Source organism: Streptomyces sp. NPDC107454, assembly GCF_055582885.1.
In genome coordinates, this window is the sequence record NZ_JBVJPA010000002.1 from 297,970 (window position 1) to 311,938 (window position 13,969).

At 70.9% G+C, this 13,969-nt stretch carries 13 protein-coding genes and 1 pseudogene; 7 read left to right on the forward strand and 7 right to left on the reverse strand.

Annotation, left to right across the window (positions count from 1 at the left end):
- Positions 1-5: 5 nt before the first annotated feature.
- The 4 genes from iolD to iolC form a co-directional block, all read right to left on the reverse strand.
- Entirely contained in the window at positions 6-1,877 is a 1,872-nt protein-coding gene (iolD, locus tag ACZ69M_RS05505; protein ID WP_470046860.1) for a 3D-(3,5/4)-trihydroxycyclohexane-1,2-dione acylhydrolase (decyclizing), read from the reverse strand.
- A complete protein-coding gene (iolB, locus tag ACZ69M_RS05510) occupies positions 1,877-2,761 on the reverse strand; it encodes a 5-deoxy-glucuronate isomerase (protein WP_470046862.1) in 885 nt (294 codons plus the stop codon). The genes iolD and iolB overlap by 1 nt, the downstream gene beginning before the upstream one ends.
- Positions 2,762-2,832: 71 nt before the next feature.
- Entirely contained in the window at positions 2,833-3,711 is an 879-nt protein-coding gene (locus ACZ69M_RS05515) for a Cgl0159 family (beta/alpha)8-fold protein (protein ID WP_352051245.1), read from the reverse strand.
- Positions 3,712-3,740: 29 nt separating this feature from the next.
- Positions 3,741-4,712 (reverse strand): 5-dehydro-2-deoxygluconokinase, encoded by a 972-nt coding sequence (gene iolC / locus ACZ69M_RS05520; protein WP_470046864.1) that lies wholly within the window; start codon positions 4,710-4,712, stop codon positions 3,741-3,743.
- Between the two features lie 292 nt (positions 4,713-5,004).
- On the opposite strand from iolC, the gene ACZ69M_RS05525 reads away from it, so the two are divergent.
- The 4 genes from ACZ69M_RS05525 to ACZ69M_RS05540 are packed head-to-tail and all read left to right on the forward strand — an operon-like array spanning position 5,005 to position 8,927.
- A complete protein-coding gene (locus ACZ69M_RS05525; RefSeq protein ID WP_470046866.1) occupies positions 5,005-6,024 on the forward strand; it encodes a sugar ABC transporter substrate-binding protein in 1,020 nt (339 codons plus the stop codon).
- The gene (locus ACZ69M_RS05530) at positions 6,024-7,100 is read left to right on the forward strand and encodes an ABC transporter permease (RefSeq protein ID WP_470046868.1); all 1,077 of its coding nucleotides are present in this window, start codon (positions 6,024-6,026) and stop codon (positions 7,098-7,100) included. Before ACZ69M_RS05525 ends, ACZ69M_RS05530 begins: the two co-directional genes overlap by 1 nt.
- Positions 7,101-7,108: 8 nt before the next feature.
- Positions 7,109-8,023 (forward strand): ATP-binding cassette domain-containing protein, encoded by a 915-nt coding sequence (locus tag ACZ69M_RS05535; RefSeq protein WP_470046870.1) that lies wholly within the window; start codon positions 7,109-7,111, stop codon positions 8,021-8,023.
- Position 8,024: 1 nt separating this feature from the next.
- A complete protein-coding gene (locus tag ACZ69M_RS05540) occupies positions 8,025-8,927 on the forward strand; it encodes a sugar phosphate isomerase/epimerase family protein (RefSeq protein ID WP_470046872.1) in 903 nt (300 codons plus the stop codon).
- A gap of 191 nt (positions 8,928-9,118) precedes the next feature.
- Here the strand turns inward: ACZ69M_RS05540 and ACZ69M_RS05545 are convergent.
- Positions 9,119-9,604, reverse strand: a pseudogene (locus ACZ69M_RS05545) (aldehyde dehydrogenase family protein); the annotation flags it as partial.
- A gap of 90 nt (positions 9,605-9,694) precedes the next feature.
- Here ACZ69M_RS05545 and ACZ69M_RS05550 point away from each other — a divergent pair.
- Both ACZ69M_RS05550 and ACZ69M_RS05555 read left to right on the forward strand, forming a co-directional pair.
- Positions 9,695-10,471 (forward strand): SDR family NAD(P)-dependent oxidoreductase, encoded by a 777-nt coding sequence (locus ACZ69M_RS05550; RefSeq protein WP_470046874.1) that lies wholly within the window; start codon positions 9,695-9,697, stop codon positions 10,469-10,471.
- 43 nt (positions 10,472-10,514) lie between these two features.
- Positions 10,515-11,087 (forward strand): TetR/AcrR family transcriptional regulator, encoded by a 573-nt coding sequence (locus tag ACZ69M_RS05555; protein WP_470046876.1) that lies wholly within the window; start codon positions 10,515-10,517, stop codon positions 11,085-11,087.
- Here ACZ69M_RS05555 and ACZ69M_RS05560 read toward each other — a convergent pair.
- A complete protein-coding gene (locus ACZ69M_RS05560; RefSeq protein ID WP_470046878.1) occupies positions 11,062-12,228 on the reverse strand; it encodes a CaiB/BaiF CoA transferase family protein in 1,167 nt (388 codons plus the stop codon). The two genes, ACZ69M_RS05555 and ACZ69M_RS05560, sit on opposite strands and share 26 nt — an antisense overlap.
- A gap of 75 nt (positions 12,229-12,303) precedes the next feature.
- Between ACZ69M_RS05560 and ACZ69M_RS05565 the strand changes: the two genes are divergently transcribed.
- Complete coding sequence (locus ACZ69M_RS05565; RefSeq protein WP_470046880.1) at positions 12,304-13,476, forward strand: acyl-CoA dehydrogenase family protein; 1,173 nt, start codon at positions 12,304-12,306, stop codon at positions 13,474-13,476.
- Here ACZ69M_RS05565 and ACZ69M_RS05570 read toward each other — a convergent pair.
- Positions 13,473-13,952, reverse strand: coding sequence for an HIT family protein (locus ACZ69M_RS05570; protein WP_470046882.1), 480 nt, complete (start codon positions 13,950-13,952; stop codon positions 13,473-13,475). The genes ACZ69M_RS05565 and ACZ69M_RS05570 overlap by 4 nt on opposite strands.
- Positions 13,953-13,969 lie beyond the last annotated feature (17 nt).

Below are 13,969 nucleotides of genomic sequence, written 5' to 3' on the forward strand. Positions count from 1 at the left end.
CGGGATCAGAGGTGGCGGCGGCGGTCGGCGACGTGGCCGTCGTACCGTTCACGGGCGGTCGACGCGGCGTCGCGGGAGGCGACTTCGGCGACGGGCACGTCCCACCAGGCCTCGGCGGGCGGAGCGGTGGGCGTCGGATCGGTCTCGACGTACACGCAGGTCGGCCGGTCCGAGGCGCGTGCCGCGGCCAGGGCGTCACGCAGTTCCCGTACGGTCTTGGCGCGGATGACGTCCATGCCGAGGCTGGCCGCGTTGGCGGCGAGGTCCACCGGGAGCGGGGCTCCGGAGAACGTGCCGTCGGCGGCGCGGTAGCGGTAGGCGGTGCCGAAGCGCTCGCCTCCGACCTCCTCGGAGAGGCCGCCGATGGAGGCGTAGCCGTGGTTCTGGATCAGGACCAGGTTGACGGGCAGGCCCTCCTGGACGGCGGTGACGATCTCGGTGGGCATCATCAGATAGGTGCCGTCGCCGACCAGCGACCAGACGGGCGTGCCGGGGGCGGCCTGCTGGACGCCGATGCCGGCCGGGATCTCGTAGCCCATGCAGGAGTAGCCGTATTCCAGGTGGTACTGGCGCGGGCCGCGCGCCCGCCACAGCTTGTGCAGGTCGCCGGGGAGCGAGCCGGCCGCGTTGATGACCACGTCGTCGTCGCCGACGACGGCGTCCAGGGCGCCGAGGACCTGCGTCTGGGTGGGCACGGCGGAGTCCTCCGCCCGGTAGGCGGCCTCGACGACCTCCTCCCAACGCGCCTTGCCCGCGCGGTACTCGGCCTCGTACGCCGCGTCGACCCGGTGGCCGGACAGCCCCTCCGTCAGCGCGTCGAGCCCCGTCCGCGCGTCCGCGACCAGCGGCCGGGCGGCGAGCTTGTGGGCGTCGAAGGCGGTGATGTTGAGGTTGACGAACCGCACGCCCGGCTGCTGGAACAGCGTGTTCGAGGCGGTGGTGAAGTCGGTGTAGCGGGTGCCGACGCCGATGATCAGGTCGGCGGTGCGGGCGATGTCGTCGCTGACCGCGGTGCCGGTGTGGCCGATGCCGCCGAGGTCGGCGGGGTGGTCGTGGCGCAGTGAACCCTTGCCCGCCTGGGTGGAGGCGACCGGGATGCCGGTGGCGTCGGCCAGGGCCTTGAGCGCTGCCTCGGCCTCGCTGTGGTGCACTCCCCCACCGGCCACGATCAGGGGGCGCTCGGCGGCGCGGATCGCCCGTACGGCTTCGGCGAGTTCCGAAGGATCGGGGGCGGGCCTGCGTACGCGCCAGACGCGCTCGGCGAAGAACTCCTGCGGCCAGTCGTACGCCTCCGCCTGCACGTCCTGCGGCAGGGCGAGGGTGACGGCACCGGTGTCGGCCGGGTCGGCCAGCACCCGCATCGCGTTCAGCGCGGCCGGGATCAGCATCTCCGGGCGGGTGATCCGGTCGAAGTAACGGGAGACCGGGCGCAGTGTGTCGTTGACGGAGACATCGGCCTCGACGGGGTGTTCCAGCTGCTGGAGCAGCGGGTCGGCGGGGCGCGTCGCGAAGTAGTCGCCGGGCAGCAGCAGTACGGGCAGGCGGTTGATCGTCGCGAGGGCGGCGCCGGTGACGAGGTTGGTGGCGCCGGGACCGATGGACGTGGTCACGGCCTGCGCGGAGAGGCGGCTCCGCTGGCGGGCGTAGCCGACCGCCGCGTGCACCATGGACTGCTCGTTGCGGCCCTGGTGGAAGGGCATATTGTCCTCGCCGGCCTCCAGGAGCGCCTGGCCGATGCCCGCCACATTGCCGTGGCCGAAGATGCCCCAGGTGCCGGCGATCAGCCGGTGGCGTACGCCGTCGCGCTCGCTGTACTGCGCGGACAGGAAGCGCACCAGCGCCTGGGCTGTCGTCAGGCGACGGGTGGTGGTGCTCATCAGGACCTCTCGGGGGCGGTGTAGAGGGGCAGGCGGGGGTCGACCGGCCGCTCCGGCCAGGTGTCACGGATCCAGGCGTGGTCGGGGTGGTCGCAGATCAGCCAGGCGCGGTCGGTGCCGGGGCCCGCCATGACGTTGAGGTAGTACATGTCGTGGCCGGGCACGGCCATGGACGGCCCGTGCCAGCCGTCGGGGATGAGGACGACGTCGCCGTCGCGCACCTCGGCCAGCACATCGGTCTGGGCGCCGTGGCCCGAGGGCGAGACGCGCTGGTAGCCGAGGCCGGGTGTGCCCTCGTGGGGGGCGAACTCGAAGTAGTAGATCTCCTCGAGTTCGGACTCCTCGCCCGGCCGGTGCTCGTCGTGCTTGTGCGGCGGGAAGGAGGACCAGTTGCCACCGGGGGTGATCACCTCGACGGCGATCAGCTTGTCGCACTCGAAGACCCCTGCGGCGCCGAAGTTGTTGACCTGGCGGGAGCAGTTGCCGGTGCCGCGCAGTTCGACGGGGACGGAGGAGGCGGGCCCGTAGCGGGCGGGCAGCCGGCGGGTGCAGCGGGCGCCGGTGAGCGCGAACCGGCCGCCCTCGCGCGAGGCGATCGAGACCTGGGCGTCGCGGGGCACGTACGCGAAGTCGCTCACCCCGCTGAAGACGCTCTCGCGCCCGGCGAGCCGAAACGTGTCGCCGCCGACCGCGACGGTGCAGCCACCCGAGAGGGGGAGCACGATCCACTCGCTGTCGCCGGTGTCGAAGGCGTGCCAGCCGCCGGCGGGCAGTTCGAGCACCCGCAGGCTGGAGTGGCCCCAGCCGGCCGACTCGGGAGTGACGTCCACGGCGTAGACGTCGGCGGCGGCCTTGCCCGCGGGCAGATGGTGCGTGGTGGTCATCGGGAGGGGCTCCTCTACGGGAATCAGAGCGGGCCGTCGGGAGGCGGCGACTCGGCGCGGGCAGGTGGGAGTCAGAGCAGGCCGACCGCGGTGTCCACCGCGGTCTCCACGCTGCCCTCGGCGGGGTAGAGCAGCGAGCGGCCCACGACCATGCCCTGGACGGTGGGCAGCCGCAGGGCCTTGCGCCACCTCTCGTACGCGCCCTCCTGGTCGCCGCCGACCTCGCCGCCGAGCAGTACGGCGGGCAGCGTGGAGGCCTCCAGCACCCCGGCCATGTCGTCGGGGTCGTCGGTGACCGGGAGCTTGAGCCAGGTGTAGGCCGAGGTGCCACCGAGGCCGGAGGCGATGGCGATGGACCGGGTGACGGCCTCGGCGCTCAGGTCGTTGCGGACCTTGCCGTCCACCCGGCGGGATATGAACGGCTCGACGAACAGCGGCAGCCGGCGGGCCGCCATGTCGTCGATGGCGCGCGCGGTCGTCTGCAGGGTCTCCAGGGAGCCCGGGTCGTCGTAGTCGATGCGCACCAGCAGCTTTCCGGCGTCGAAGCGCAGCCGCTCGATGTCCTCGGCGCGGTGGCCGGTGAAGCGGTCGTCCATCTCGAAGGACGCGCCGGACAGGCCGCCGCGGTTCATGGAGCCCATCACGACCTTGTTCTCCAGGACGCCCAGGAGCAGCAGGTCCTCCAGGATGTCGGCGGTGGCGAGCACCCCGTCCACCCCGGGCCGGGACAGCGCGACGCAGAGTCGTTCGAGGAGGTCGGCGCGGTTGGCCATGGCCAGGCGGTGCCCGCCGACGCCGAGCGCGCCGCGCGCGGGGTGGTCCGCGGCCACGATCATCAGGCGGCCGCTGTCGCCGATCAGCGGGCGGCGGACCCGGCGGGCGGCCGCTTCGGCGATGGCCTCCGGATGCCGGGCGCGCACCGTGGCGAGGTCGGGGATGCTGATGCTCAAGACAGGCTCCGTTCAGGGGGTGGCGTCGGTCAGCCGCGCGCGAGGAGGTTCTCGACCTCGGACTCGGTGGGCATCGCGGAGGAGCAGGCGAGACGGGAGGCGACGAGCGCGCCGGCCGCGTTGGCGTACCGGATGGTCTTCTCCAGCTCCCAGCCGGACAGCAGACCGTGGCAGAGCGAGCCGCCGAAGGCGTCTCCGGCGCCGAGGCCGTTGACGACCTCCACCGGGACCGGCGGGACCTCGGCGACGGTGCCGTCGCGGTGGACGGCCAGGACCCCCTTGGGGCCCTGCTTGACGACGGCGAGTTCCACACCGGCCGCCAGCAGGGCTTCGGCGCAGGCGCGGGGTTCGCGTACGCCGGTGGCGATCTCGCACTCGTCGAGGTTGCCGACGGCGACGGTGGAGTGCCGCAGCGCCTCGGCGTAGTACGGGCGTGCCTCGTCCGGGTCGGACCAGAACATGGGCCGCCAGTCGAGGTCGAAGACGGTGGTGCCGGACTTGGCGCGCGTCTTCAGCGCGGCGAGCGTGGCGGAGCGGCTGGGCTCCTCGCTCAGACCGGTGCCGGTGATCCAGAAGATGCGGGCCGCGCGGATCGCGAAGAAGTCCAGCTCGTCGGTCCGGATCTCCAGGTCGGGTGCCTTGGGCCGCCGGTAGAAGTAGAGCGGGAAGTCGTCGGGCGGGAAGATCTCGCAGAACGTGATCGGCGTGGGGTGGGCGTCGACGGGTGTGACCCAGCGGTCGTCGACGCCGAACTCCTTGAGCGCCTGGTGGAGATAGGTGCCGAAGGGGTCCTGCCCGGTGCGGGTGATCACCGCGGTGGCCCGGCCCAGGCGTGCGGCGGCCACCGCGACGTTGGCCGCCGAGCCGCCGAGGAACTTCCCGAAGGACTCGACCTGCGCGAGCGGCACACCCGTCTGCAGGGGATACAGATCGACGCCGATGCGTCCCATGGTGATGACGTCCAGGGACTCGCCGTCGAAGGATTCAGCGGACTCAGGCATGCGTGACGCTCCTGATGCGTGGGATGCGGGCAACGGGGCGCCCGGTGCCTCTTAGGTGTAGGACCCACGGCCCTCCCCTGTCAAGACTTTGTACTGACATTCGGACCTGCTCAGGAAATGATGTCTTAACAAAGTATTGACAGGGGGGTGCGTCAGGGACTTGTATCCCGTCCCAACGAAGCAGCCGCGTCACCCGCATCGACCCGGACGTCCTGTCCGGGCCCCGCACGGGCCCAGCGCCCCGGCGCCGTCCCGTTCCCTTTCCCCTGTCGCACAGTGAGGTGCTGGAAAGATGGACCGCACGTTTCACCCCCGTACCCGCAGAATCGCCCCACTCGTCGCGACCGCGGCGGCATCCGTGCTGCTCATAGCCGGCTGCTCCAGCAGTTCCGGCGGAAAGAAGGCCGAGGAGAGCGGGGCGGCGGTGTCGGCCGGCAAGGCCGACACTCCCCGTATGACGGTCGCGCTGGTGACCCACCAGGCACCCGGCGACACGTTCTGGGACATCGTCCGCAAGGGCGCCGAGGCGGCGGCCGCCAAGGACAACGTGAAGCTGGTCTACTCCGCCGACCCGAACGCGGGCAACCAGGCCAACCTGGTCCAGAACGCCATCGACCAGAAGGTCGACGGCATCGCGATCACCCTGGCCAAGCCGGACGCCATGAAGGACGTCGTGAGCAAGGCGACGTCGGCCAAGATCCCCGTGGTCGGTCTCAACTCGGGCGTCAGCGACTGGCAGAAGCTGGGTCTGATGGAGTTCTTCGGCCAGGACGAGACGGTGGCGGGTGAGGCGCTGGGCAAGAGGCTGAACTCGGAAGGCGCGAAGAAGGCCGTCTGTGTGATCCAGGAGCAGGGCAACATCGGACTCACCCAGCGCTGCGACGGAGTGAAGAAGACCTTCAACGGCACGACGGAGACCCTGTACGTCAACGGCACCGACATGCCGTCCGTGAAGTCGACGATCACCGCCAAGCTCAAGCAGGACAGCGCCATCGACTACGTCGTCACCCTCGGCGCCCCGTACGCCCTGACCGCGGTGCAGTCGGTGGGCGACGCCGGCAGCAAGGCGAAGATCGCCACGTTCGACCTCAACAAGGACCTGACCGGCGCCATCAGCAAGGGCACGATCCAGTTCGCGGTCGACCAGCAGCCCTATCTCCAGGGCTACTTGGCCGTCGACTCGCTGTGGCTCTACAAGACGAACGGCAACTACAGCGGCGGCGGTGAGCAGCCGATCCTGACCGGCCCGGCGTTCGTCGACAAGTCCAACGTCGACGCCGTCTCCCAGTTCGCCGCGAAGGGCACCCGGTGATGAGCATGGCCCAGCAGGCTGAGCCGGCGGTGACCACACCGCCGGCCCCCGGCCCCAAGGAGACCGACGGGCGGACCGCGCAGCGCTCCCTGACGCTGCGGCTGCTCGCCCGGCCCGAGGTCGGCGTCTTCCTCGGCGCCGTGGCGGTGTTCGTCTTCTTCCTGATCGCGGCGCCGTCGGTGCGCTCCGGCAGCTCGATGGCGACCGTCCTCTACCAGTCGTCGACGATCGGGATCATGGCACTGCCCGTGGCCCTGCTGATGATCGGCGGCGAGTTCGACCTGTCGGCCGGTGTCGCCGTGATCACCTCGGCGCTCACCGCGAGCATGATCAGCTACCAACTGACCATGAACGTCTGGGTGGGTGTGATCGTCGCGCTCCTCGTCTCGCTGGCGGTCGGCGCGTTCAACGGCTGGATGATGGTCCGCACCGGGCTACCGAGCTTCCTGGTCACGCTCGGCACGTTCCTGATCCTGCAAGGCGTCAACCTCGCGGTGACCAAGCTGATCACCGGGAACGTCGCGACCGACGACATCAGCACCATGGACGGCTTCGACCAGGCCAAGAAGGTCTTCGCCTCCTCCTTCGACGTCGGCGGCGTCCAGGTGAAGATCACCGTCGTGTGGTGGCTGGTCTTCGCGGCCATCGCCACCTGGGTCCTGCTCCGCACCAAGTACGGCAACTGGATCTTCGCCGTCGGCGGCAACCAGGACAGCGCCCGCGCGGTCGGCGTACCGGTCACCTTCACCAAGATCACGCTCTTCATGCTGGTCGGCTTCGGCGCCTGGTTCATCGGCATGCACCAGCTGTTCTCCTTCAACACCGTGCAGTCCGGCGAGGGCGTCGGCCAGGAGCTGATCTACATCGCCGCGGCGGTGATCGGCGGCTGTCTGCTGACCGGTGGCTACGGCTCCGCGATCGGACCGGTCTTCGGCGCCTTCATGTTCGGCATGGTCAACCAGGGCATCGTGTACGCGGGCTGGAACCCCGACTGGTTCAAGGCCTTCCTCGGCGTGATGCTGCTCGGCGCCACGCTCATCAATCTGTGGGTCCGCCGCGCGGCGACCCGGAGGTGAACCGACCCATGACAACCAACGGATCCGGACCCGCCGGCGCCATCCTCCCGGACGCTCCGCCCGAGGACGGCACCGCCCCGATCGTCGAACTGCGCAGCGCCGGCAAGGCCTACGGCAACATCCGTGCCCTGCACGGAGTCTCCCTCGCCGTCCGCCCCGGCCAGGTGACCTGCGTCCTCGGCGACAACGGCGCCGGCAAGTCCACCCTCATCAAAATCATCTCCGGCCTGCACCAGCACACCGAGGGCGAATTCCTCGTCGACGGCGTCCCGGTGCGCTTCTCCACCCCGCGTGAGGCCCTCGACAAGGGCATCGCCACCGTCTACCAGGACCTCGCCACCGTTCCCCTCATGCCGGTCTGGCGCAACTTCTTCCTCGGCTCCGAGATGACCAAGGGCCCCTGGCCGATCCAGCGCCTCGACATCGACCGCATGAAGAAGACCGCGGACGAGGAACTGCGCAACATGGGCATCGTCCTCGACGACCTCGACCAGCCCATCGGCACCCTCTCCGGCGGCCAGCGCCAGTCGGTGGCCATCGCCCGCGCCGTCTACTTCGGCGCCCGCGTGCTGATCCTGGACGAGCCGACCGCCGCCCTCGGCGTCAAGCAGTCCGGCGTGGTCCTGAAGTACATCGCCGCCGCCCGCGACCGCGGCCTCGGCGTCATCTTCATCACCCACAACCCGCACCACGCCTACATGGTCGGCGACCACTTCAGCGTCCTGCGCCTGGGCACCCTCGAACTCAGCGCCGCCCGCAGCGAGGTCAGCCTGGAAGAGCTGACCAACCACATGGCAGGCGGCGCCGAACTCGCCGCACTCAAGCACGAACTGGCCCAGGTCCGCGGCGTCGACGTCGACGAACTCCCCGAAGCGGAGGACCTCAAAGCACCCGCGGCGGCCACTTCCGAAGGGACCTCCTGACATGACCGCTCCCCTGGACCGCATCCGGGTCGGCTCCGCGCCGGACTCCTGGGGCGTCTGGTTCCCCGACGACCCCCAGCAGGTGCCCTGGGAACGCTTCCTGGACGAGGTGTCCGAGGCGGGCTACTCCTGGATCGAGCTCGGCCCCTACGGCTATCTGCCGAGCGACCCGGCCCGGCTCACCGCCGAGATCGACAAGCGCGCCCTGAAGGTGTCGGCCGGCACGGTCTTCACCGGGCTGCACCGCGGACCGTCCGTCTGGGACGCCACCTGGGAACACGTCAGCGAGGTCGCCGCGCTCACCCAGGCCATGGGCGCGAAGCATCTGGTGGTCATCCCCTCCTTCTGGCGGGACGACAAGACCGCCGAGATCATCGAGCCGCCGGAGCTGACCGCCGAGCAGTGGGCCCACCTCACCAAGGGCATGGAACGGCTGGGCCACGAGGTCAAGGAGACCTACGGCCTCGACATCGTCGTCCATCCGCACGCGGACACACACATCGACACCGAGGACCACGTCGAGCGCTTCCTCGACTCCACCGACTCCGACCTGGTCAACCTGTGTCTGGACACCGGGCACTACGCCTACTGCGGCGGCGACAGCGTCAAGCTCATCGAGACGTACGGCGAACGCATCGGCTATCTGCACCTCAAGCAGGTCGACCCGGCGATCCTCGCCGACGTCGTCAAGAACGAGGTGCCGTTCGGTCCCGCCGTGCAGCGCGGTGTGATGTGCGAACCCCCGTCCGGCGTACCGGAGTTGGAGCCGGTGCTGGTGGCCGCCCAGCGTCTCGGTGTGGAGCTGTTCGCCATCGTCGAGCAGGACATGTACCCCTGCGAGCCGGACAAGCCGCTCCCGATCGCCGTACGCACCCGCAAGTTCCTGCGCTCCTGCGGCGCCTGACCCGTCCGGCACCCGCGCCCGCATCCGCCGGCACCCGGATGTCCGCTCCGTGAGGCGGCCTCGTCAGCCCGACGAGGCCGCCTCAGGCGCGTAGGGGGTGTCGTCCGGATCACCCCCCAGCCGAGAATGCCCTTGGTCTCCAGGTGGCCGCGGAAGCCGAACTCGCCCCACTCCCGCCCGTTGCCGCTCTTCTTGTACCCGCCGAACGGGCAGCCGAAGTCGAACGCGTCGTTGATCGCGACCCATCCCGCCCGGATGCGCCGCGCCACGGCACGCGCCTTCTCCAGATCCGCGCCCGCCACATAGCCGGCGAGGCCGTACTCCGTGTCGTTCGCGATCTCGACGGCGTGGTCGACGCTGTCGTAGCCGAGGATCGTCACCACCGGCCCGAAGATCTCCTCGCGGGCGACGGTCATGTCGTTCGTGACCCGGGCGAAGACGGTGGGCTTCACGTAGTAGCCCTTCTCCAGGCCGTCCGGACGTCCCGTGCCGCCGGCCACCAGGGTGGCGCCCTCGTCGATGCCCTTCTGGATCAACGCCTGGATCTTCTCGGACTGGACCCCCGAGACCACCGGCCCCATCACGAAGTCGCCCCGGGGGTCACCCACGGTGATCCCAGACGCCGCCTGCCGGGCGACGGCGACGGCCTCGTCCATCCGGGCGGCGGGGACGAGCATCCGTGAGGGCGCGCTGCACGTCTGCCGGGCCGGTCCGCGATCAGCGCCGCAGCCGCCCTCGACACGCCCTGCCCTCGAAGGGAGACCCGCGTGGCGCCCGCCCCCGATGTCGCCGCACGGATGTTCGGCCTCGATGGCCGGGTGGCGGTCGTGACCGGTGCCTCGTCGGGGCTGGGAGCGGCGGTGGCGCACGCGCTCGCCTCGCTCGGTGCCCGGGTCGCCGTGGTGGCCCGCCGCCACGACCGGCCGGCCGCGCTCGCCGAGGGGATCGACGGCCTCGCCGTCCCCTGCGACCTGTCCGACCTCGACCGGATCGGCTCCGTGGTGCCCACGGTCGTCGAGAAACTGGGACCGCCGGAGATCCTCGTCAACGCCGCCGGAAACATGTTCACGACCGAGCGCGCCGAGTCCGAGCCGCTCGACGCCGTCCGCCGGACGGTGGACCTCAACCTGCTGGCCCCGTTGCTGCTCGCGCAGGCCGTCTTCCCCCACATGCGCGCCCTGGGCCGCGGCGCGATCGTCAACGTCTCGTCCATCAGCGGCCGGGTCGGCATCCCCGGCGTCCCGCAGGCCTCGTACGCGGCGAGCAAGGCCGGCCTGTCCGGCCTGAGCGCCGAACTCGCGGTGCAGTGGGCGCGGCATTCGATCCGCGTGAACACGGTCGCCCCCGGCTTCTTCCGCAGCGAGATCACCGGCCCGCTCCACGAGGGTGAGCGCGCCGCCGAGTACCTGCGCCGCAACACCCCGCTGCCCAAGGAGGGAACCGCCGACGACATCGTCGGCGCGGTCCTGTGGCTCGTCGGCGACGCCGGAGGCTATGTCACCGGGCAGACGGTCGTCGTCGACGGCGGCTGGACCGCCCGCTGACAGCACCTCCTGCCGAGTAGAGGTGAACGGTTACGCTGAGGTCATGTCGTCCACACGTCGCACAGCGCGCCAGACCGACCTGCTCGAAAGGCTGGTCGCCCTGCTGGCGGCGGAAGGTTTCGCCTCGTTCACGCTCGACGAGCTGACCGAGCGGCTGCGCTGCTCGAAGACGACGTTGTACCAACTGGCGGGCAGCAAACAGGAGTTGGTCCGCGAGGCCGTGAAGCACTACTTCCGGAGCGCGGCCGAGGCCATCGAGAAGCAGGTGGCGGACACCTCCGCGCCCGCGGAGCGCGTGGTGGTCTACCTGAACGCGGTCGCCCAGCAGTTGAGGCCGCTGTCCCGGCGATTTCTCGACGACATGGCCGGATTCGAACCGGCCCGCGAGGTGTACGAGGCCAACACCCGCCTGGCCGCGGGCCGGATCCGACAGCTGATCGCGGACGGCGTCGCCGCCGGCGCGTTCCGTGACGTCCACGCGGCCTTCGTGGGCGAGGTCGTCGCCGCCACCATGCAGGAGATCCAGCGCGGCGAGGTGTCCGCGCGCACGGGGCTGACCGACGCGGAGGCGTACGCCGAGTTGGCGTCGCTCATCGTGCACGCGGTCTCGCCCTGACCGCGGGGGTGGCGGCCGGGGAGCCGACACCCCAGTCCCGCAGCACCGACTCGGTGTCCGCCCCCGGCGCGCCCGGAGCCGAGGGCCGCCGGCTGGGCGTGCGCGAGAAGCGCGGGGCGGGGGCGGCCTGGAGGATGCCGTCGACCTCGATGAGGGTGCTGCGGGCCACCACGTGCGGATGCGCTCCCGCCTCCGCGAACGTCAGCACGGGGGTGACGCACGCGTCCGTGCCGGCGAAGTGCGCGGCCCACTCGTCGCGCGTACGGGAGGCGAAGCGGCGCGCGAACCGGGCGCGCAGCGCGGGCCAGCCGCCACGGTCGCCCTGGGCGGACAGATGGGCCCCGGCGATGCCCAGGCCCTCCAGCAGCGCCGCAAAGAACTGCGGTTCGAGCGCGGCGACGGCCACGTACTTGCCGTCGCCGCACTCGTAGGTGTCGTAGAAGGGGGCGGCCCCGTCGAGGAGGTTGGCGCTCCGTTCGTCCGACCACTCGCCCATGCCGCGCAGCGCGTACGTCATCTGACCGAGCAGTGCGGTCCCGTCGACCATGGCGGAGTCCACGACCTGCCCGGCCCCGGAGCGTGCGCGCTCCCAGAGCGCGGCCAGGACGCCGATGACCAGGAGCATGGACCCGCCCCCGAAATCTCCGACCAGATTGAGCGGCGGGGGCGGCGGATCACCGGCACGGCCCATCGCGTGGAGCAGTCCGGTGAGACCGATGTAGTTCAGGTCGTGCCCGGGATCCTGGGCGAGCGGGCCGTCCTGACCCCAGCCGGTGACGCGTGCGTAGACGAGCCCCGGATTGTCCCTGCCGCAGTCGTCGGGGCCGACGCCGAGGCGCTCGGCGACGCCCGGCCGGAGGCCTTCGACCAGCACATCGGCGCGGGCGGCCAGCGCCCGTACCAGCGTACGCCCCTCGGACTCCTTGAGATCGGCGAAGACCGACCGGCGGCCGCGCCGCACGATGTCGGTCGCGTCTTGCGGGCCGAGTCGCAGCGCTCGGCCCGAGGGCCGCTCGACGCGCACCACGTCGGCGCCGAGATCGGCCAGCACCATGGCCGCGTGCGGAGCCGGACCGAGTCCCGCGAGTTCGAGGACGCGTAGGCCGGCGAGGGGACCGGCGGATCCATCGCTGGACTGCATGGCATCACGGTACCAAAAACGATACTGTTGTATCGCTCGCCGTATCATTAATGTCTGAGCGACCGAGGAAATCCCATGCCAGCTACCCGCACGCTTCCCGCCCCGGAAGCAGTCGACCTGATCGGCCTGACCCGTGAGCTCGCCGAGAAGGAGCTCGCGCCCCGCGTCGCCGAGGCGGAGGCCGAGGAGAAGTTCCCCCGCGAGGTCTTCCGCACACTCGGCCGGGCGGGCCTGCTGAGCCTGCCCTACGCCGAGGAGTACGGCGGTGGGGACCAGCCCTACGAGGTCTACCTCCAGGTCCTGGAGGAGATCGCCGCCGTGTGGGCGAGCGTCGGGGTCGGCATCTCGGTGCACGCGTTGTCCTGCTTCGCCCTCGCCGCCTTCGGCACCGAGGAGCAGCGCAAGGAGTGGCTGCCCGACATGCTCAGCGGCGAGCTGCTCGGCGCCTACTGCCTGTCCGAGGCCCACGCCGGTTCCGACCCCGCCGCGATGCGTACGCGAGCCGTCAGGGACAGCGACGACTACGTCCTGAACGGCGCGAAGGCGTGGACCACGCACGGTGGGCACGCGGACTTCTACACGATCATGGCGCGTACGTCCGACGCGGGCTCGGGCGCGATCTCCTGCTTCCTCGTCCCAGCCGACACCCCCGGCCTGATAGCCGATCCGCCCGAGCACAAGATGGGTCTGACCGGGTCGGCCACCGCGACCATCCGCCTGGAGGACGTGCGCGTCCCGGCGGATCGCCGGATCGGCGAGGAGGGCCAGGGACTCAAGATCGCCTTCGCCGGGCTGGACTGCGGACGACTGGGCATCGCGGCCGTGGCCACGGGTCTGGCCCAGGGCGCGCTGGACCACGCGCTGCGCTACTCGCGCGAACGGGAGACCTTCGGCCGCCCGATCATCGAGCACCAGGGCCTGGCGTTCGTCCTCGCGGACATGGCCGCGGCGGTCCAGGCCTCCCGGGCCACCACGCTGGCCGCCGCCCGGCTCAAGGACCAGGGGCTCCCGTTCGCCTGCGAGGCGTCCATCGCCAAGCTGATCGCCACGGACAACGCCATGAAGGTCACCACGGACGCCGTCCAGGTCCTCGGCGGCGCCGGCTACACCCGCGACTTCCCGGTCGAACGCTATATGCGGGAGGCCAAGGTCATGCAGATCTTCGAGGGCACCAACCAGATCCAGCGCCTGATCATCGGTCGCGCACTACGGGAGAGCGACCGGGGCACCCTCCGGGTCCAGAACTAGGGTCTGCGGACCTGGGAGTGCGGGAGCCCGTGAAGCCGGGCTCGCAGGGCGCGGGCCATACGGTCCGCGCCTTCCGCTGTCACCCGCTCCGGCTCCGGGGGGTCCAGGAGCCCGAAGATGCCCGGCCCACGGTGTACGACGGGCAGATCCGCCATGCGCGGCACGATGTGGAAGTGCACGTGCGCGAAGCCCTCGGACTCGGCGAACTGGACAACGTAGGTCTTGAGGCAACCGGTCGCCCCGCGCAGCGCCCTGGAGAGCCCGACCTGCCAGACCCCAAGGGCCCCGGCCTCGGCGTCGGTGAGGTCATGGACGGCCGTCACGTGCCGTCGCGGCAGCAGCACCAGCCAGCCGGGCAGCGCGGTGTTGAAGCTGTGAGCCACCCGCCAGTACTGGTCGAACGCGATGCGTTCGCGTGGCGGTAGTTCGTCGAACCGCGCTTCCTTGCCGCATGCGTGGCAGGGGGGAGTCGTCATGCCCCCGAATCGTAGAA